This is a genomic window from Proteus sp. MB838 (genome assembly GCF_054767435.1).
In genome coordinates, this window is the sequence record NZ_BAABMO010000007.1 from 18,900 (window position 1) to 37,207 (window position 18,308).

General features: G+C 39.2%; 19 protein-coding genes and 1 other RNA gene. 11 read left to right on the forward strand and 9 right to left on the reverse strand.

Features of this window, described 5'->3' with window-relative positions; translation table 11 throughout:
- Positions 1-78 precede the first annotated feature (78 nt).
- Complete coding sequence (locus ACYUCW_RS04585; protein ID WP_004250459.1) at positions 79-1,491, reverse strand: hypothetical protein; 1,413 nt, start codon at positions 1,489-1,491, stop codon at positions 79-81.
- A gap of 294 nt (positions 1,492-1,785) precedes the next feature.
- Here ACYUCW_RS04585 and ACYUCW_RS04590 point away from each other — a divergent pair, with 294 nt between their 5' ends.
- Positions 1,786-2,238: an NUDIX hydrolase gene (locus ACYUCW_RS04590; RefSeq protein WP_004248465.1), complete on the forward strand. Its 453-nt coding sequence runs from the start codon at positions 1,786-1,788 to the stop codon at positions 2,236-2,238.
- 499 nt (positions 2,239-2,737) lie between these two features.
- On the opposite strand, the gene ACYUCW_RS04595 is transcribed toward ACYUCW_RS04590, so the two are convergent.
- From ACYUCW_RS04595 to smpB, 3 genes are all read right to left on the reverse strand, one after another.
- Complete coding sequence (locus ACYUCW_RS04595; RefSeq protein WP_306440717.1) at positions 2,738-2,824, reverse strand: P-loop nucleotide/nucleoside kinase family protein; 87 nt, start codon at positions 2,822-2,824, stop codon at positions 2,738-2,740.
- A gap of 539 nt (positions 2,825-3,363) precedes the next feature.
- Positions 3,364-3,730: a transfer-messenger RNA gene (gene ssrA / locus ACYUCW_RS04600) on the reverse strand.
- Between the two features lie 59 nt (positions 3,731-3,789).
- A complete protein-coding gene (gene smpB, locus ACYUCW_RS04605; RefSeq protein WP_004243915.1) occupies positions 3,790-4,272 on the reverse strand; it encodes an SsrA-binding protein SmpB in 483 nt (160 codons plus the stop codon).
- Positions 4,273-4,428: 156 nt separating this feature from the next.
- Here smpB and ACYUCW_RS04610 point away from each other — a divergent pair, with 156 nt between their 5' ends.
- A complete protein-coding gene (locus ACYUCW_RS04610) occupies positions 4,429-4,863 on the forward strand; it encodes a type II toxin-antitoxin system RatA family toxin (protein ID WP_004243914.1) in 435 nt (144 codons plus the stop codon).
- Positions 4,856-5,149: an RnfH family protein gene (locus ACYUCW_RS04615; RefSeq protein ID WP_074561500.1), complete on the forward strand. Its 294-nt coding sequence runs from the start codon at positions 4,856-4,858 to the stop codon at positions 5,147-5,149. Before ACYUCW_RS04610 ends, ACYUCW_RS04615 begins: the two co-directional genes overlap by 8 nt.
- 132 nt (positions 5,150-5,281) lie before the next feature.
- Here the strand turns inward: ACYUCW_RS04615 and bamE are convergent, their stop codons facing one another.
- The 3 genes from bamE to nadK all read right to left on the reverse strand — a co-directional run bounded on the left by bamE (position 5,282) and on the right by nadK (position 8,404).
- Positions 5,282-5,644, reverse strand: a complete 363-nt coding sequence (bamE, locus tag ACYUCW_RS04620) for an outer membrane protein assembly factor BamE (protein ID WP_004243912.1) — start codon at positions 5,642-5,644, stop codon at positions 5,282-5,284.
- A gap of 113 nt (positions 5,645-5,757) precedes the next feature.
- Complete coding sequence (gene recN, locus ACYUCW_RS04625) at positions 5,758-7,419, reverse strand: DNA repair protein RecN (RefSeq protein ID WP_004248462.1); 1,662 nt, start codon at positions 7,417-7,419, stop codon at positions 5,758-5,760.
- Positions 7,420-7,504: 85 nt separating this feature from the next.
- On the reverse strand, positions 7,505-8,404 hold the full coding sequence (gene nadK / locus ACYUCW_RS04630; RefSeq protein WP_004243910.1) for an NAD(+) kinase: 900 nt from the start codon (positions 8,402-8,404) through the stop codon (positions 7,505-7,507).
- Between the two features lie 101 nt (positions 8,405-8,505).
- On the opposite strand from nadK, the gene grpE reads away from it, so the two are divergent.
- Entirely contained in the window at positions 8,506-9,117 is a 612-nt protein-coding gene (gene grpE, locus ACYUCW_RS04635; protein ID WP_004243909.1) for a nucleotide exchange factor GrpE, read from the forward strand.
- 91 nt (positions 9,118-9,208) lie between these two features.
- Here the strand turns inward: grpE and ung are convergent, their stop codons facing one another.
- Positions 9,209-9,889, reverse strand: coding sequence for a uracil-DNA glycosylase (gene ung / locus ACYUCW_RS04640; protein WP_004248460.1), 681 nt, complete (start codon positions 9,887-9,889; stop codon positions 9,209-9,211).
- Between the two features lie 334 nt (positions 9,890-10,223).
- On the opposite strand from ung, the gene grcA reads away from it, so the two are divergent.
- Positions 10,224-10,607 (forward strand): autonomous glycyl radical cofactor GrcA, encoded by a 384-nt coding sequence (gene grcA, locus ACYUCW_RS04645; protein WP_004248459.1) that lies wholly within the window; start codon positions 10,224-10,226, stop codon positions 10,605-10,607.
- A gap of 150 nt (positions 10,608-10,757) precedes the next feature.
- Here the strand turns inward: grcA and srmB are convergent, their stop codons facing one another.
- Positions 10,758-12,113, reverse strand: coding sequence for an ATP-dependent RNA helicase SrmB (srmB, locus tag ACYUCW_RS04650; protein WP_460408241.1), 1,356 nt, complete (start codon positions 12,111-12,113; stop codon positions 10,758-10,760).
- A 268-nt stretch (positions 12,114-12,381) separates the two neighbouring features.
- On the opposite strand from srmB, the gene trmN reads away from it, so the two are divergent.
- The 6 genes from trmN to lepA all read left to right on the forward strand — a co-directional run bounded on the left by trmN (position 12,382) and on the right by lepA (position 18,294).
- Positions 12,382-13,140 carry a tRNA(1)(Val) (adenine(37)-N(6))-methyltransferase TrmN gene (gene trmN / locus ACYUCW_RS04655; protein ID WP_004243900.1) on the forward strand — a complete coding sequence of 253 codons (759 nt, stop codon included), beginning with the start codon at positions 12,382-12,384 and terminating at the stop codon, positions 13,138-13,140.
- Positions 13,141-13,440: 300 nt separating this feature from the next.
- Positions 13,441-14,019 (forward strand): RNA polymerase sigma factor RpoE, encoded by a 579-nt coding sequence (gene rpoE / locus ACYUCW_RS04660; protein WP_004243899.1) that lies wholly within the window; start codon positions 13,441-13,443, stop codon positions 14,017-14,019.
- A gap of 37 nt (positions 14,020-14,056) precedes the next feature.
- On the forward strand, positions 14,057-14,680 hold the full coding sequence (gene rseA / locus ACYUCW_RS04665) for an anti-sigma-E factor RseA (RefSeq protein ID WP_012368140.1): 624 nt from the start codon (positions 14,057-14,059) through the stop codon (positions 14,678-14,680).
- Positions 14,681-14,728: 48 nt separating this feature from the next.
- Positions 14,729-15,700: a sigma-E factor regulatory protein RseB gene (rseB, locus tag ACYUCW_RS04670; protein WP_004243896.1), complete on the forward strand. Its 972-nt coding sequence runs from the start codon at positions 14,729-14,731 to the stop codon at positions 15,698-15,700.
- Between the two features lie 12 nt (positions 15,701-15,712).
- On the forward strand, positions 15,713-16,177 hold the full coding sequence (rseC, locus tag ACYUCW_RS04675) for a SoxR-reducing system protein RseC (protein ID WP_004243895.1): 465 nt from the start codon (positions 15,713-15,715) through the stop codon (positions 16,175-16,177).
- Between the two features lie 320 nt (positions 16,178-16,497).
- Positions 16,498-18,294, forward strand: coding sequence for a translation elongation factor 4 (gene lepA / locus ACYUCW_RS04680; RefSeq protein WP_004243894.1), 1,797 nt, complete (start codon positions 16,498-16,500; stop codon positions 18,292-18,294).
- Positions 18,295-18,308 lie beyond the last annotated feature (14 nt).

Genomic DNA, 18,308 nt, shown 5'->3' on the forward strand with positions numbered 1-18,308 from the left:
GCTAATATACTTAGTGTTAATGAATAGATAGGTAGTCATAAAAGGCTCACTAGATAAACCTGTGAGCCTGTTTGTTTATTAACGTATTACATTAACATGTTCCAGTTTGACTGGACTTTCAGGTTTATCGCCCACTTGCATAGCGACTGGGACAAAAATGTTGAAATCTTGCAACCAAGCGAGTTTAGTACCGCTATTCGGCTGCCCTTTAGTCGTCATACGACATTCAACTAATAAATATTTTCCGCTAAATTTGGCGGCAATACTTTGAGCATCTCCTTCTCCGGTAACATCACAGAATAATGATGACGCTGTTACCTTCTTATTAGTGTCAATATTTTCCCATTGCGCCTGATATCGTTGACCTATTGCTAACGGAAAATGCAGATCTGTCTGTAACTTGCTAAGCAGTGAGGTATCATTGCTGATAGACATGGCGAACTTCAATTGTAACTGATTTGCCAGTGTTAAACGTTGTACTGTCCAAATGTCATAATCTTCTAGCTTGCGTATATAGCCATCCGGTTGTGCATCAAGCTGTATATTGACCTTACCGAAATCGCTGACTTCCGTATAGTTAATCTGTTTAAAACGAGGAGGCATCAAAGGCTTGATCAATAACTGCGCTTGGCTCTCAATCGCAGAGGAAAGCGGAAATTTATTCAGCCACTGCGGATTATTATTACTCAGATTAGGCATTGAAGGCCCCATCAGTGTTGATGCAGGCTTATTCTTAGCAGGCACAAATAGCCCTTTTGCTGTGAACGATTTTCCTTCTGGTAACTCGCAAAGTTGATCGAAGAGCTGTGTCATTTGAGTATCAATTTTGAAACTGCTCTTGCGGCGAATAATATCCGCAGTGATCAGTGAGTCTGTCACGCGACCCTCGCTATCAAAATTCATTGCAGCCACAGCATTACCTTGATGTGTTTTACAGTTATATAAATAGTGCTCGACCTTTAATTCTAGTGGTGCATCGTAAGGTGGCTCCCAAGTAATCTCTGAGATATCATATCCCATTCGTACCGATAAAGTGTCACCAGTGACATGAACACTATTAATATCAACAAGATTAGTTATAATATCTTGAGAAGTCGTCGATAATTTTTCCCACCGCATCTCTTTTATAGGTAACTGGCAGACAGCACGGATTTCCTCTTCTGTCATCTGCTTATCAATTTGTGCGGGCGCATAGCGGGCATAACTTTTCCCATAATAACGAGCACTAGTTACTCCATCATCATTAAGAAAATCTTTGTATAGAAGCTCAGCCTTGCCTTGTTTACAATCAATTGATCGCCAGTGCTGAACTGTTTTTCCGTTATTATTGGTAACCGACAACATATAATTCAAACGGTCATCTATTCGGGTTACAGACAATGGATTAATCCCATTCTCTACCAATTCAGGCTTATCGGCAGCTTGAACGAAAGAAAAAGGTAAGAAAGATAGAAGCAACAACGAATTTATTAAAGAACGAGGGTAGGACATATATATTCCTTTATAAAGAATCAATAAAGAGATGACTATCTAAATATAAACCATTCATCTAACTTGATATGCACATTTATAAATAAATGTAGCATTAAGTCAACAATACTTACTTTTGGCATTTAACAGCTAAACGGAAATTAAAACAAGTCTGCAATGAGCGAGGAACGGACGAGATGATGAATATAGTTAACGTGGCAAGAAATAACATTTTCGATATTCGCTTACAGACAACAATATTATTTTTATGTGAAAATCCAAAATGAAGATTTAAATATATTAAAAAGGGAATATATGCGTAGTCGTCCAGCCTCTCGTTTGATAGTCCTTTCACCTGAAAGCCATGTACTACTCTTTAAGTTCTGCCATAAATATGATGCTTTAGAGGGAAAAACATATTGGGCTACACCAGGAGGACAACTTGAGTGCAACGAATCTTTTGAGCAGGCAGCGTTACGTGAATTATTTGAAGAAACGGGCCTGACAAGAAAAACTACGGGACCACAAATAGCCTCCAGAACCTTCCCTATGATACTGCCAAGTGGTGAGAATGTTATTGCTGAAGAACGTTTCTTTATAATTAATGCAGATAAATCAGATATCGACTGCTCTGGTTGGAGTCACAACGAAAAAGAAGTCATTCACGATCACTACTGGTGGACCTTAGAAGAGCTTAGACAAACCAATGAGATCATTTTCCCACTCGATTTGATCATTAATATACTTGAAGGTCTCCCCAGAACTTAACTTCTTGAAACAGCTGAGATGTCTGCTATTGGCACGAAGCGGATTTTAACTAATTTCCTCCGTTTGATGAGGTCTCAAGAGTTGAACATTGGGAAAGGACGTCAATGATCCGCGAGACACATTCATCACTGGATAAACTGTATGAGTCTAAAATAAGGTGTTCTCTGTTCCATGGTTCATAAACTAAGTCTGTAATTTGTTTCCTGTCAGGCAAGGTTAATCCCTCGACTTCAGACACTCTGGTTTCAACTCGTTTACGATGCTCAATTATATCGGAACATATGATCTCAATTTCTAAATAACCAGTTCTTGTGGATAAAGCTATTTCTCTATAGGCATCACGGGTTAATGCCAATGGATTCACTGAGTCAGCAATAACTGTCGCCCCTAATTGTAGATTCTCTCTGGCAAGCGAGTAAGCGACAAAATAACCAGCAGGCCCCATTTCATAGTTATCTTCATCGGCTTTGCGTATAGCTTGCTCAATCGTATCGATTCCCTAGTAAAGAGCATTTAACTGCTTTGCCAAAGCCTGAGCGATAGTACTTTTCCCACTTCCTGGTAAACCACTGAAGATGATTAGCATAATCTGTCCTTTAAATAATGAAATCTAACTGTATTGAAATGCTTTGAATTGTTGGGGTTCCTGAACCTATTATGACAAGCGATATGGTAAGAGTCGAAGAGTATTACTGTTTGGTGTCAGAAGTGGATCACTAGTTTGCATCAAGTAATAGAACACCTCAGAGATAGGAATATAGCCATCATAGTTTGTAGAAATTTTTAAAGCCTTATGGTGTATTTATTGCTAAAGCCAGATTAGATATAAATAATTAAAATTTTATATAATTACTAAATTAGTTAACTTCTATGAGAAGGTAATTATCTTAAATTAATACTAATTACTCTGTTTTCAAATACTGCATCGAGTTTCCATCCGGCAGTTTCAATCTCAAACTAAGATGGGTAATAAAAAAGCCCACCGAAGTGAGCCTTTTAAACTTTAAATGATCCGCGTGTCATTTGCGTGTCATTTATAGTTCTTTCGTTGTCAGTGTATAGTCTTAATGATTTCGCTAACTTCTTGTTTTTGAAACCGTTGTCCTATCACTGACCCACCAAATTTGGTGGAGCTGGCGGGAGTTGAACCCGCGTCCGAAATTTCTACATCCGCGGCACTACATGCTTAGTCTAGTCTTTAAATTCACTTACTTGCTGCGGACAGACACGCCACAAATAAGCTAGCTTGATTAAATTTAACGCTTCAACCCCAAGCTAGGCATCCACGCGATCTCTTTTGGGTTTGACTCCTCTTTATCCCCGTCTTAAGAGCGGAAGCTAGGGAGAGAAGGCTCTAGGCAGGTTATTAAGCTGCTAGTGCTTTATATTGATTGTCGTTTGCGACTATCTTTTTGCGGCTTTTTACGAGGCCAACCGCCCCTCGGCATGCACCTTGGGTTTCGCAAATCCCGTCGAATCCAGAATCAGCCCCAAGTTGTTGAAAGTGAGTATATCAGAAAAATACCTGCTATTGCTAGTAGTTAACGCAATTTAGCGGTTAGCATTTTTCATGATCCGTGCTTTGTCTAATTTCCACTCACGATCTTTTATGGTGTCACGCTTATCGTGATCTTTTTTACCTTTAGCTACGCCAATTTTGATTTTACACCATGCATTTTTCCAATATAAGGAAAGGGCAACCACGGTGTAACCATCACGGTTTATTTGGCCATAGAGATTAGCTAATTCACGTTGTTTTAATAACAGCTTACGCGTACGTGTCGGATCACAAACAACATGAGTAGAGGCAACGTTTAACGGTGTAATGGTGGCACCAAACAGGTACGCCTCACCATCACGCATGATTACATAGCTATCACTGATATTGGCTTTACCCGCACGCAGTGATTTAACTTCCCAGCCCTGTAACGACAGTCCCGCTTCGATTTCATCTTCAATGAAATATTCATGGCGAGCACGTTTATTGAGTGCAATAGTGGCAGAGCCGGGTTTGTGTGATTTTTTCTTTGTCATAATTTCCACATTATACTGTATGAGCAATAGAAAGAAATCATTTAAGCGTCTGTTTTCTTTTCAATTGCGTAAAACTTAAGCTATATTCCATTAGATTTTTATTTAATCACTGTTCAATGATATGATCGCACACAGTGTTGTCGTACAGGAATAACTATGCCTCAGATTAGTCGATCTGCTCTAGTTCCTTTTAGTGCAGAGCAAATGTTTAAACTAGTGAATGATGTTCTTACTTATCCTGATTTTCTACCAGGATGCGTTGGAAGTAAACTGATCAAAAGCACTCCAGAAGAAATGATTGCATCTGTTCAGGTTTCTAAAGCAGGGATCAGTAAAACATTCACTACCCATAATTTTTTAAAAACCAATGAACGTGTTGATATGCGTCTTGTGGATGGCCCTTTTCGTAAACTAACCGGAGGCTGGGTATTTACCGCATTAGATGATAATGCATGTAAGGTTGAGTTTCAGCTAGACTTTGAGTTCACCAATAAATTAATTGAGTTAGCTTTTGGCCGTATTTTTAAAGACTTAACAAATAATATGGTGCAGGCGTTTACTCAAAGAGCGAAAGAGATTTATCGTGACTAAAATATGGGTTGAGGTAGCCTACGCGTTACCAGATAAACAATATGTTATCCCTGTGGAGTTAACACTAGAGGATACTGTTGAACAAGCAATTATTGCCTCAAATATTTTAACGATTTGTAATGATATCGATTTAACTAAAAATAAAGTGGGTATCTATAGTCGGCCAGCAAAATTGAGTGATAATGTGCGTGATGGCGATCGCGTTGAAATCTATCGACCGTTAATCGCTGATCCTAAAGAGATGCGCCGTAAACGCGCTGAAAAAGCACGCCAGAAAACTGAATAGTTAACATTTTCACCACGTCATAATCAAATCATTGTATCTCATTGATTGCGCCGATATGTTGGTCATAAAACACACCCCATTGTTGAATTACAAATGGGGTGCAATTTCGTTTTTGCCAATCGTATAGTGAGATTAGTCTTTACTGGTTTGATTAGAAAAACTCGGCATATCACCTTGTTTGTCAATCTTAGTCAGTATGCCATTATTATCAAATGTCAGTGTCAGAGTTTCTTGACGCACTTTTTGATGGCCTGGCTGTTCACGGAAAACATAATACCAAGTTTGAGTTCCGAAAGGATCTTTCAGCATAGGTGTTCCGAGGGCAAATTGAACTTGCTGCTGTGTCATTCCTTGTTGAACTTTGGCGACTTCGGCTGGTGTTAAATAATTACCCTGATTGATATCTGGGTGATAAACCAGTCTTTCGAACATCGAGCAACCTGAAGTCATTACGACTAAAGATAAGGCGGCAACTTTTAACAGTTTAAAACGCATGGCTATTACATTCCTTTTAGGGTCATAGTGACGATGATAATCGACAATGCAGCAATTGAAAACCTTTCACGCTCTGCCTAAGACCCTAAATATCGATAAAAGTTTGTTAATCGTTAGGCTGCCAGCAGATCTTTTGCGTTAGCAAGGGTGTTTTTAGTCACTTCACTTCCCGCTAATAAGCGGGCTAACTCTTGTAAACGCTCTTTTTTAGTTAATAGCTTCATGGTGGTTTCTGTCTCTTCACCATTAGTCTCTTTATTAACAAAATAGTGTTGATGGCCACAACCTGCTACTTGCGGTAGGTGAGTAACACACATAACTTGTGTCGATTCGCCTAATTCACGCAATAACTTACCGACAATAGCTGCTGTTGGTCCACTAATACCAACATCCACTTCATCAAAAATCAGTGCGGGTGTATCCATTTTTTTTGCAGTGATCACTTGGATAGCAAGAGCGATACGTGATAGCTCACCGCCAGACGCAACTTTAGAGAGTGCTTGATGAGGTTGCCCCGGGTTGGTGGTGACATTGAACTCAACTTTTGTCGCACCATCAATTTGTAAGACATTTTCATCAAACAATGTATCTACAGTTAAATAGCCATGAGGCATTGATAATTGATGCATGCTATTGGTAATCAACTGGCTTAATTCGTGTGCATACTGTTGGCGAATTTGATGAAGTTGTTTTGCCACGTCCAATGCGGCTGCATGATCAATTTTAACTTGTTCCATTAATGCATCACAGTCATCATTTTGGCGTAATAGTGCCTCTTTTTCTTCAATTAATTGTTGATGCAATTCATATAGCTCTTCAGGGGTGACACGATGTTTACGAGATAGACTAATATATTTGGAAATACGTTTTTCTAATTCGAATAAACGGTTAGGATCCATTTCTAAACGATCACTGTAGTGGCGTAGTTCATCACTCACTTCGCTAATTTGAATACTTGCTTCTTCCAGCATATCTAACAGTGAATTAAATTGGCTCTCCATTGTGGAAAGTTCGCTGATCTCATGTTTGGCCACATTCAGCATACTTAAAATATTTTGTTCTTCGTTATCACTTAAGATCTGTAAACTATTTTGGCTCAAGGTCAGAAATTGACCACAATTAGATAACCTTTTATATTCTTGATCTAATTCAGGGTATTCCCCCGCAACAGGTTGGAACTCGTTAAGCTCTTTTAAGTGATAATCAATCAGTTGTTGCCTTGCTTCTCTTTCTAAAGATTGTTGTTGAAAAGTCGCTAAGGTTTGGCAACTCTGATGCCAGGTTTGATAAGCCGCTTTCATCTTTTTTAATAAAGCAGGTTCATTAGCATAGATATCAAGTAAATGTTTTTGGTAGCGAGGCTCTAACAGTTGTTGATGAGCATGTTGCCCATGAATTTGGATCAGCAATGAGCCAAGTTCTCTTAGTTGAGACAAAGGGACAGAAGTACCATTAATAAAACCACGAGAGCGGCCATCTGCTGCAATGGTTCTTCTTAATAGGCATTCGTTATGATCGTCAAGATGATGTTCTTCTAACCAACGCTGGGCGGAAGGGGTATCAGAGAGTGAAAATCGTGCGCATAAATCCGCTCTAGTGGCACCAGGGCGAACCATATTAGCATCACCACGGTTTCCTAAACACAAGCCTAATGCGTCAATCGCAATAGATTTACCTGCGCCCGTTTCACCGGTAATTGTGGTCATGCCACCAGAAAAGTCGATTTCAAGTTCACGGACTATGGCAAAATGACTAATAGTTAATTGAGTCAGCATAGTGCCTCTCCTGTATAAAAACATATCTGTAATTACATACAGTATAAACTGGTTTTTTATACAGTAAAGTAGCGAGGCACAAAAATCAGAACATTTTTTTTGACCAACCTAATTTTGAGCTGAGTGTATTAAAATAGTTGTAGTCAGTTGGGTGGACTAAGTTAAGTTTTTGTCGACTCCGCTTAATAATTACCTCATCCCCTTCTTTGATAGGTAATACAAGCTGACTATCACAACTGACTTCATAATCAATATTGGTTTGTGAGAATTTTAAGCGAATTTGACTGTCGCTACTAATGACTAAAGGGCGTGAAGAGAGCGTATGGGGAAACATCGGAACCAGCGCAATCGCATCAAGATTAGGTGTAAGAATAGGGCCACCTGCAGAGAGTGAATACGCCGTCGATCCGGTTGGTGTGGTAATAATTAGACCATCAGAACGTTGTGAAAATGCAAAACGATCATCAATATAGACTTCAAACTCAATCATATGCGCCACTTTGCCGGGGTGAAGTACGACTTCATTAATGGCGGTGCCAATCCGTGTTCTTTGTCCTTCAGCACAGACACGAGCTTCAAGTAAGAAGCGTTTTTCTTCACGATAATGGCCTGCTAATACATTAGTTAATTGTTGTAATGCGTTATCAGGATCAAGATCGGTCAGAAAACCTAAGTTACCGCGGTTTACACCAATCACTTTGATATTATAGCGCGATAAAACACGGGCGGCGCCTAGCATATTGCCATCACCCCCGACAACAATAACTAGATCAGCGAGTTTGCCGACTTGTGTTAAATCGCCCGTTTGTGCATCGGTGAGTTTTAATTCTTCAGCAACTTGGGTATCGATAATGACGTCATATCCTTTATCAAGGAGCCAATAATAGAGCATTTCATGTGTCGAAAGTGCTTCAGGATGGCGGGGATGACCGACGATGCCAATGCATTTAAATTGTTTTTCTTCCGTTACGGTATTATCTGGCATTTTTTTTACCCTCGTTTAGCGCCTATTCCTTGAAACCCGTTTATTGATCCCCATAATAAACTAAATATGAAGATGAATACTAAAACTACGCGGAGATATTCATGAGTAGTAAAGAACAAAACGTACATGAAGAGCAAGTCTCAAAAGAAAAAGAAGGAATGGAATCGGTAATGAATGAATCTCAAGAGCAAGTGAAAAGCGAAGACGCTCAGGCGGAGTTTGATGCACAAGCTGAGTTAGTTCAAGCGCTTGCACGCGTTGATGAGCTGGAAAAACAGTTGCAGCAATCACAAAAAACGGAACGTGAAGCGATGATCCGTGCTCAAGCCGAAATTGAGAATATTCGCCGTCGTACTCAACAGGATGTTGAAAAAGCACATAAATTTGCGCTTGAGAAATTTTCTAATGAGCTACTACCTGTATTGGATAATTTAGAGCGTGCTTTATCTGCCGCTGATCATGAAAATGAACAAATGAAACCGATGATTGAAGGTTTAGAGTTAACCCTGAAATCATTCTTAGATGCGGTGCGTAAGTTTGGTATTGAAGTCGTTGAAGAAAAAAATGTCGCCTTCAATCCTGAAGTACACCAAGCGATGACATTAATTGATAGCCCTGAGCATGAAGCAAACCATGTCGTTGATGTGATGCAAAAAGGCTATACCTTAAATGGTCGTCTATTACGTCCAGCAATGGTAGTGGTATCGAAATAAGAGCCATAATTCTTATATCAATGCGCCAATAAGTCAGGGCGTGGGATAAGTAAACCGCACTTTTGTGCGGTTTTGTGTTTTTATCACTAGCTTATTTAATAGGATCAAGCTGCCAATTAATGGGCGTGCGTCCTTGTTGCGCTAATAGATTATTGGTTTGTTTAAAATGACCACAGCCTAAAAAACCACGATGTGCAGAGAGTGGTGAAGGGTGAGGGGCTTTTAAGATAAAGTGTTTATTAGTATCAATAAAACGACCTTTTTTCTGAGCATGAGCGCCCCAAAGTAGGAAAATAACGCCTTCACGACGTTGATTAATTTGTTCGATAACCGCGTCAGTAAAAACTTCCCAACCATAGTTAGCATGAGAGTGAGCTTGGCCTTTCTCTACCGTAAGAACAGTATTAAGTAGTAATACCCCTTGTTGAGCCCAACTCTCAAGATAACCATGATTAGGTCGTTTGAAGTCAGGGTATTCTTGTTCAAGCTCTTTATACATATTAACTAATGAAGGGGGAGCCGGAACGCCGGGACGTACAGAAAAGGAAAGCCCATGGGCTTGATTGGGGCCGTGGTAAGGATCTTGACCTAAAATCACAACATTAACATTTTCAAAGGGAGTGAAGCGAAAAGCGTTAAATACATCTTCTTGTGGAGGATAAATTATTTTGCCTGCTTGTCTTTGTTGTGCGACTTGAGACAAAATTTGCTGAAAATAGGGTTTTTCTTTTTCAGCACCTATTACATCATGCCAAGTTAATGGTGTAGTCATAACATAAAATCCTTGTTGATATCTTATGGGGCTAAGCTTACCGATTTCACCCATGGAAAGAAAATGTTCCGTCTCGAAAAAATCGAATTAATTGTTATTTAAAAAAATTTTTGAAAATTTACAAAAAAAATTGCAATTATATGGGTTGTAATTATTGATTTAAAACAAGACTTTGCACCATTACCCGTTATGTCCTTATCAATTTTATTGATATTTATCAAAGAATGACGCCATTTATACTGGTATATAAGTAAACAGAAACATTGGTTAGACCAAATACCCAAATTCTGATATGCCATTAGAATTTGATTTTGTGCCCACATTGGAGGTCGAAATGATTACTGGTATCCAAATTACTAAAGCTGATAACGACGATTTATTACATTCTTTTTGGTTGTTAGATGATGAAAACGGCGAAGCACGTTGTATTTGTGCGAAAAAAGGCTTTGAAGAAGGCCAAGTTGTTAGCCGTGATGCATTAGGCAACATCGAATACCGTGAAGTACCGGTAGAATCTAAACCGGTAGTACGTGTAGAAGGTGGTCAACATCTAAACGTTAACGTATTAAGCCGTGAAACATTAGAAGATGCCGTTAACAATCCTGAGAAATATCCTCAATTGACTATTCGTGTATCCGGCTATGCAGTGCGTTTTAACTCACTGACACCAGAACAACAACGTGATGTAATTACTCGTACTTTCACTGAAAGCCTGTAATTTTCACTAAAAATCATTGCGTAATGATAGAACCTGGTATGTTTATATCAGGTTTTTTTGTTTATAAATAAAGAAGATAATATAAAAAACCGCCGTTATTAAATAACGACGGTTTTTTATTATGGTTCAAAGTAACGTAAAGAAGACAGATTATTGTTGCTCTGTTTTTATATGATTAGTTTTTTCCGCAGTGATGGTGGTTTTATCAGTAGCGGTTTTACGGCGTTTACCAATATTTTTACGATCGCGTGCGCGTACTTTCTCTTTAACGTTTTTTTTCTCTTCTACTTTTTTCGCTTTGCGTTTTGCTAATACTTTTTTAGAAGGCTTAAATGATGCTTTTTGACTAGGGGCTTTAGTCACTGGACGTAATTGGGCTACAACACGATATTTAATCGGCTCTTGGATATAACGGCTAATTTTACCAAGTAGCGGATAATCGTGTGCTTCAACTAATGAAATAGCAGTCCCTTTACGACCCGCTCGACCTGTACGGCCAATACGGTGCAAATAAACATCAGCTGTGCGCGGTAAGTCAAAGTTAAAGACGTGGGTGATATCTTCTAAATCAAGACCTCGAGACGCCACATCTGTCGCAATCAGCACATGCATTTTGCCAGACTCTACACGTTTAATCGCTTCGTTACGTTGTGTTTGAGCCATTTCGCCTTCAAGGTAGCTGGCTTTGATACCTTGTTTTTCTAATGCTGCGGCTAACTCTCTGACTCGCTCTCTTTTACGTACAAAAACAATCGATTTTTTAACTTCTTCTTGTTTGAGTAAATGTGCAAGTAAGGCAGTTTTATGGTCAAGATTATCTGCATGATAGTAAAATTGTTGAATTTTTTTACGCTCACGACGAGAAGGGTCAGCGTTCAGTTCAACCGGTTCATTAAGAATTCGCTGTGCAAAATCAATCACAGCATTGCCTTCTAATGTGGCTGAAAAGAGTAATGTTTGTTTACGCCAACGAGTTTCCCCAGCAATAGTTTCAATATCGTTAGCAAAACCCATATCTAACATACGATCTGCTTCATCGAGGATCAGCATTTCAACAGCACGACAGTCAAAGTTCTCTTCTTTGATGTACTGCAATAAGCGACCTGTTGTAGCAACAACAATATCTTGGTTCTCACTAAAAACTTCTGCGTGATTCATATAAGCAACACCGCCGGTGATAGTTGCGATGTCTAGATGGGTATGAGCACATAATTCTTTTGCTTGATCAGCGACTTGCATAGCAAGTTCACGGGTTGGAGTTAAGATCAGAACACGAGGTGGCCCTGATTTTTTTCGTGGATAATCAAGTAAATGTTGAATAGCAGGAAGTAAGAATGCCGCTGTTTTCCCTGTACCCGTTGGTGCAGGGCCTAATATATCACGTCCTTCCATTGCGGCAGGGATAGCTTCTGCTTGGATAGCAGTAGGACGTTGATATCCTTTTTCTTCTAATGCGGTCAATAAACTTTCATCAAGTTCAAGACTGGAAAATGTCGTGGCTGTCATTGTATACCTCTATTTAGGGCGCGGATTTTGACATTATCCTCTGTTAAAAGCCAGAGGATTTACCGCTATCACATTATATATCATCGATTGTTTCAGCTATGTGTTGTTTTTTAGGCTTAAAGTCAATAAGCAAGCATCGAATATAAAGCGTTTAATGTTAAGATAGAGGTAGCAAAAAAGTTATCTTACCATATATCGCTTTTTCTATTATATGGATTGCATTCATTCTAAGAATAGAAAGAGTTATACAAATCATTAGAGCGATTCAATGAAGCAAAAGAAAGTAAAGAAAGCAGGTTTACGCAAAGGCGGGTTTACATTTAAACAATTTTTTGTCGCTCATGATAAGTGTGAAATGAAAGTGGGTACTGATGGCGTTTTATTAGGTGCTTGGGCGCCTATCACTAAAGCAAAAACGGTGCTCGATATTGGTACAGGAAGTGGATTAATTGCCTTGATGTTAGCGCAACGTGCCCCGCAGGTTGAGCGTATTGATGGTATTGAACTTGATGAAGATGCCGCATTACAGGCGCGTGAAAATGCGCAACAATCACAGTGGAGTTCGTTAATCCATATTTATCATCATGATATTTATCAATATGCGCAACAAGCGCCAACTCGCTATGATCTTATTGTGAGTAATCCACCCTATTTTGAGCCAGCGGTTGCATGCCGTAACCAAGAGCGCGAGCAAGCCCGTTATACGAAAACATTGACCCATGAAGGTTTGCTTGATAATGCACAACAGCTTATTACAGATGAAGGCCTATTTTGTGTGGTGTTACCCTATTTAATCGGTGAACAGTTTATTGAAATCTCACAAAGAAAAGGGTGGAATGTCGTACAGCGAGTTAATATTAAAGATAGTGCAGATAAGCCTTACCATCGCATATTGCTAGCCTTTCAAAGACAGTATCAAGGCGAAACTAAACCATGTAATATTGAAGAGCTGATTATCCGCAATAATGACGGTCATTACACAACCCAGTTCCAATCTTGGGTCACTGATTTTTATTTATATTATTAAAGACTAATGTTGCCGTTAATATTACATTGTTTAAGATTGTATATATTGTTGTAAATAAAGGTATATATTTAAATTATCACATTGTGTTATCGCTTTTTTCTTGGCAAATTGCAGATTGGTTGGTGATTACAACGACAGTTTTTTGTGATTCATCTCTTATTATTATAATTGAATTGAACTTCATTCTATTTTAATGCTCTAACGTAAGTAGCTCATAAAAACGAGAAGGAATAACGAGAGTAATATGACGGAGTCATTGAAAAATAGTTTGAGGCTTGACTTCGGGAGAGTCCATCTCTAATGAGCGAGCAGTTAACGGACCAAATGTTGGTCGAGAAGGTACAACTGGGTGACCAGAAAGCGTTTAACTTGCTAGTTATCCGCTATCAGCACAAGGTAGCAAGTCTGATTTCCCGTTATGTACCTCAGGGTGATGTGCCAGATGTTGCACAAGAAGCCTTTATAAAAGCCTATCGAGCTATTGGATCATTCCGTGGTGATAGCGCATTTTATACATGGCTTTATCGCATCGCTGTGAATACAGCTAAAAATTATCTGGTAGCACAAGGGCGGCGTCCGCCTTCAAATGACTTAGATGCGAGTGATGTTGAAAATTTTGAAACATCAAATGCATTAAAAGAAATTTCGAACCCTGAGAATTTAATGTTGTCTGAAGAGTTACGGAGAGTAGTTTTTCAAACCATAGAGTCGTTACCCGAAGATTTAAGGGTTGCTATTACACTTCGGGAACTTGACGGCTTAAGCTATGAAGAGATAGCCGTTATTATGGATTGCCCTGTAGGTACAGTTCGTTCACGTATTTTTAGGGCGCGAGAAGCTATTGATAATAAGGTTCAACCATTAATACAAGAGTTATAAGATGGCTGAACCCTCATTTACTGAAGGGTACTTTTACATGCAAAAAGAGAAACTTTCTGCATTTATGGATGGCGAAGTTCTTGATAAAGAATTAATGGGATCGATTGCCCGTGATGAATCTATGAAAGAAACATGGCAACGTTACCACTTAGTTCGTGATGCAATGCGTGGTGATGTAGGAGAGGTTATCCACTTTGATATCGCAAGTCGCGTAGCACTCGCTTTAGAAAATGAGCCAGTCCGCATAAGTCCTGAACAACAGCAAGAGCAGCAACCTGCGCCTTCTCAATGGCGTCAGCACTCTTTCTTACAAAAATTACGTCCTTGGGCTAGCCAGTTAACACAAATTGGTGTTGCTGCCTGTGTGTCATTAGCTGTCATTGTGGGTGTTCAGCAATATAATGGCAACAATAGCGCTGAGGATTTCCAAGTTGATACGCCGGTGTTTAATACTCAACCTATTATGGGGAATGGAGCACCAGTCAGCTTAAATTTACAAAGTGATAATTTAGGCCAAAATCAACAAACACGTCTACAAGAGCGTAATCAACGCCTTGGACTTATGTTGCAACAGTATGAGTTAGATCGCCGTATCTACAATGCACCACAAGATGAAGTGCCTGTAGCATCGCAAAACACAACTCAGCAACAGGCTCAGTAATCATTGTGGTATCAATTTATAATTACGTGTAGGAACAATAGAGTCGTAATGAAAAAATCATGGTTATCCGCTTTACTTTTAGCGGGTTACCTATCAATACCAACACAAGCCTTGGCACAACCTCAAATAGGAAATGCCGAGGCTTTGTTGCAAAAGATGGGTAATACAACGCAAACCGCTACTTACGAATTATCTTTTATTAATATCAATTCTCAAGGTATTGTTCCTATTCGTTATCGTCATGCACTTGTCGATGGTAAACCTGTGGCACAATTAATGCAGATGGATAGCACTCGTCGAGAAATCGTGCAACGAGGGAATGAAATCAGTTATTTTGAACCAGGTTTAGATGCGTTTAGTTTGCGTAATGAACATATCGTTGATTATCTCCCTGCTATCATTTATCAAAATTTTGCTGAACTCGCTGAGTATTACAATTTTATTGATGCGGGAAGAACGCATATCGGCGACATTCCAAGTCGTGTTGTTCGTGTGCTATCAAAAAATAATGACCGTTATGAATATGTCTTATTTATTGATGAAGAGAGATATTTGCCATTAAGGGTTGATCTGCTTGATAAAAATAATGACGTTATTGAACAATTTCGGGTGATCACCGCTAATCAAAATAAAGAAATCATCAGTGAGTTAGATTCACTCAATAAAGTGAATATGCCCCCGCTATTGTTGATCCCCAAAGCCACTCAAGCACTGAATTACAATTGGCGTGTGACAACGTTACCAGAAGGATTTAAAGAGGTAAAACGTAGCAATCATCAAATTGCTGAAAATGAATTTAGTCAATCTATTTTATATAGTGACGGCTTATTCGATTTCTCCATTTATGTTAACAAAAGTGGTCAGCAATTAAATTCCCCCGAACGTGATAAAGCATTGAGATATGGTCGTAATACAATTTATACCTATGATAAAGATGGCAATGAAATTACCTTTATTGGACAATTGCCATTTATAACAGCACAGAAAATCGTCAACAGTGTGGTGTTTACCAAAAAGTAAAAGGTATAAGTTATGGTTAAAGAGTGGGCAACAGTCGTACATTGGCAACAAGGGAGGGCTTTACTACGTTATGGCTCATCGTCCGGTTGCGGGAGTTGCCAAGCTCGAGCAGCTTGTGGTTCTTATTTATTAAATAAAATAGGCCCTGAAACTGTTCATCAGTTAGAACTTCCTGTTGAACAACCTTTAGTGGTGGGGCAAAAAGTGGAAGTTGGTATACCAGAAAATAGTTTACTTCGTTCCGCTATGTTGGTTTATCTTACTCCTTTGCTGGGATTATTTATCGTTGCAGGGATAGCCAGTCTGTGGCTTTCTAGTGAGTTGGCTATTTTTTGTAGTGGTTTAGTGGGGGGAGTGTTAGGCTTCTTATTAGCTAAAAATATTGCCCGCTGGTGGAGTAAAGATGAAGGATTTGAACCTATTATTTTACAAATAGGACTTCCACCTAATGAATTGCAAGTACAATATCAAGAATAATAATAAAGAATGAATATGATAAAAAATGGGGCATAGGCTCCATTTTTTGTTATTAAACTTATTTTATGGTTCTGATCTTTTTTATTGATAGATAAAAATCAAATTTCTATCTAGTGAAAGTGCAGTTACGCTGCATAAATAAAGGTAAGCTTTATCATAAATGTTTGTGTTTGATGAACGTTTCTTTGAGTATAATGTCTCTAGTGTGTAGAATGCGTCATCAATCATAACTCCTGCAATATAGAGTTTTCGCTTTGTGTCCATGAACGACGCTAAAGCCAGATTTATAGAGCAAAGCAATAGAGAAAAATAATTTCAGAATGAAAAACATACGTAACTTTTCCATTATCGCACATATTGACCACGGTAAATCGACGCTATCAGATCGAATTATTCAAATTTGTGGTGGCTTAACAGATCGTGAAATGGCTGCGCAGGTTCTTGATTCTATGGATCTTGAGCGTGAGCGTGGTATCACCATCAAAGCACAAAGCGTAACACTCAATTATACCGCTGATGACGGTGAAGTTTATCAGCTTAACTTTATCGATACGCCAGGACACGTTGACTTCTCTTATGAAGTTTCTCGCTCTCTTGCCGCTTGTGAAGGTGCTTTACTGGTTGTCGATGCAGGGCAAGGGGTTGAAGCCCAAACATTAGCAAACTGTTATACGGCGATAGATATGGATCTTACTGTCGTTCCGGTATTGAATAAAATTGACTTACCTGCCGCAGAGCCTGAGCGTGTCGCTGAAGAGATTGAAGATATTGTCGGTATTGATGCGACCGATGCAGTGCGTTGTTCTGCTAAAACCGGCGTGGGTGTAAAAGAAGTGATTGAACGTCTGGTGAAAGAAATACCTGCGCCAGAAGGCGATCCTGACGCGCCTCTACAAGCACTTATTATTGACTCTTGGTTTGATAATTACCTTGGTGTTGTCTCACTTATCCGGATCAAAAACGGTAAAGTCAACAAAGGCGATAAAATCAAAGTGATGAGTACAGGGCAAGTTTATAATATCGACCGTATTGGTATTTTTACGCCTAAGCAAGTTGATACAACATCGCTAAGTTGTGGTGAAGTAGGCTGGGTAGTTTGCGGTATTAAAGATATTCTTGGTGCCCCTGTTGGGGATACATTAACAGCCGCACAGAAGCCTGCAGACAAACCATTACCGGGCTTTAAAAAAGTCAAACCACAGGTTTATGCGGGGTTATTCCCGGTCAGTTCTGACGATTATGAATCATTCCGTGATGCATTAGGAAAATTAAGCTTAAATGATGCGTCACTCTTTTATGAGCCGGAAAGTTCATCCGCATTAGGATTTGGTTTCCGTTGTGGTTTCTTAGGCCTTCTCCATATGGAGATTATCCAAGAGCGTTTAGAGCGTGAATATGATCTTGACCTGATCACCACAGCACCAACAGTAGTTTATGAAGTGGAAATGACCAATGGTGATATCATCATGGTTGATAGCCCATCAAAACTGCCGGCACTGAACAATATTGAAGAGATCAGAGAGCCTATTGCGGAATGTCATATGTTACTACCGCAAGAATACTTAGGTAATGTGATTACTTTATGTGTCGAAAAACGCGGCGTTCAAACTAATATGGTCTATCATGGTAATCAGGTTTCATTAACTTATGAAATTCCGATGGCTGAGGTGGTATTAGATTTCTTTGACCGTTTAAAATCAACCTCTCGCGGTTATGCTTCGTTAGATTATAACTTCCTGCGTTTCCAAGGCTCCAACATGGTACGTGTTGATGTCTTAATTAATGGTGAGAGAGTCGATGCACTTGCATTAATCACCCATAATGATAACGCACCGTATCGTGGACGTGAGTTGGTGGAAAAAATGAAAGAATTCATTCCACGTCAACAGTTTGATATTGCGATCCAAGCTGCAATTGGCAATCATATTATTGCTCGTTCAACTGTTAAACAGTTACGTAAAAACGTATTAGCTAAATGTTATGGTGGTGACGTTAGCCGTAAGAAAAAACTGTTGCAGAAACAGAAAGAAGGTAAAAAACGTATGAAGCAAATTGGTAATGTCGAGTTACCACAAGAAGCGTTTTTAGCCATACTGCATGTTGGTAAAGATAAATAATTTAAGGAGAAAAT

Bases quoted from the DNA above. Each gene is read 5' to 3' on its own strand.
- ACYUCW_RS04585 (WP_004250459.1), bottom strand. From the start codon at position 1,491: ATGTCCTACCCTCGTTCTTTAATAAATTCGTTGTTGCTTCTATCTTTC.
- ACYUCW_RS04590 (WP_004248465.1), top strand. From the start codon at position 1,786: ATGCGTAGTCGTCCAGCCTCTCGTTTGATAGTCCTTTCACCTGAAAGC.
- ACYUCW_RS04595 (WP_306440717.1), bottom strand. From the start codon at position 2,824: ATGCTAATCATCTTCAGTGGTTTACCAGGAAGTGGGAAAAGTACTATC.
- smpB (WP_004243915.1), bottom strand. From the start codon at position 4,272: ATGACAAAGAAAAAATCACACAAACCCGGCTCTGCCACTATTGCACTC.
- ACYUCW_RS04610 (WP_004243914.1), top strand. From the start codon at position 4,429: ATGCCTCAGATTAGTCGATCTGCTCTAGTTCCTTTTAGTGCAGAGCAA.
- bamE (WP_004243912.1), bottom strand. From the start codon at position 5,644: ATGCGTTTTAAACTGTTAAAAGTTGCCGCCTTATCTTTAGTCGTAATG.
- recN (WP_004248462.1), bottom strand. From the start codon at position 7,419: ATGCTGACTCAATTAACTATTAGTCATTTTGCCATAGTCCGTGAACTT.
- nadK (WP_004243910.1), bottom strand. From the start codon at position 8,404: ATGCCAGATAATACCGTAACGGAAGAAAAACAATTTAAATGCATTGGC.
- grpE (WP_004243909.1), top strand. From the start codon at position 8,506: ATGAGTAGTAAAGAACAAAACGTACATGAAGAGCAAGTCTCAAAAGAA.
- ung (WP_004248460.1), bottom strand. From the start codon at position 9,889: ATGACTACACCATTAACTTGGCATGATGTAATAGGTGCTGAAAAAGAA.
- grcA (WP_004248459.1), top strand. From the start codon at position 10,224: ATGATTACTGGTATCCAAATTACTAAAGCTGATAACGACGATTTATTA.
- srmB (WP_460408241.1), bottom strand. From the start codon at position 12,113: ATGACAGCCACGACATTTTCCAGTCTTGAACTTGATGAAAGTTTATTG.
- trmN (WP_004243900.1), top strand. From the start codon at position 12,382: ATGAAGCAAAAGAAAGTAAAGAAAGCAGGTTTACGCAAAGGCGGGTTT.
- rpoE (WP_004243899.1), top strand. From the start codon at position 13,441: ATGAGCGAGCAGTTAACGGACCAAATGTTGGTCGAGAAGGTACAACTG.
- rseA (WP_012368140.1), top strand. From the start codon at position 14,057: ATGCAAAAAGAGAAACTTTCTGCATTTATGGATGGCGAAGTTCTTGAT.
- rseB (WP_004243896.1), top strand. From the start codon at position 14,729: ATGAAAAAATCATGGTTATCCGCTTTACTTTTAGCGGGTTACCTATCA.
- rseC (WP_004243895.1), top strand. From the start codon at position 15,713: ATGGTTAAAGAGTGGGCAACAGTCGTACATTGGCAACAAGGGAGGGCT.
- lepA (WP_004243894.1), top strand. From the start codon at position 16,498: ATGAAAAACATACGTAACTTTTCCATTATCGCACATATTGACCACGGT.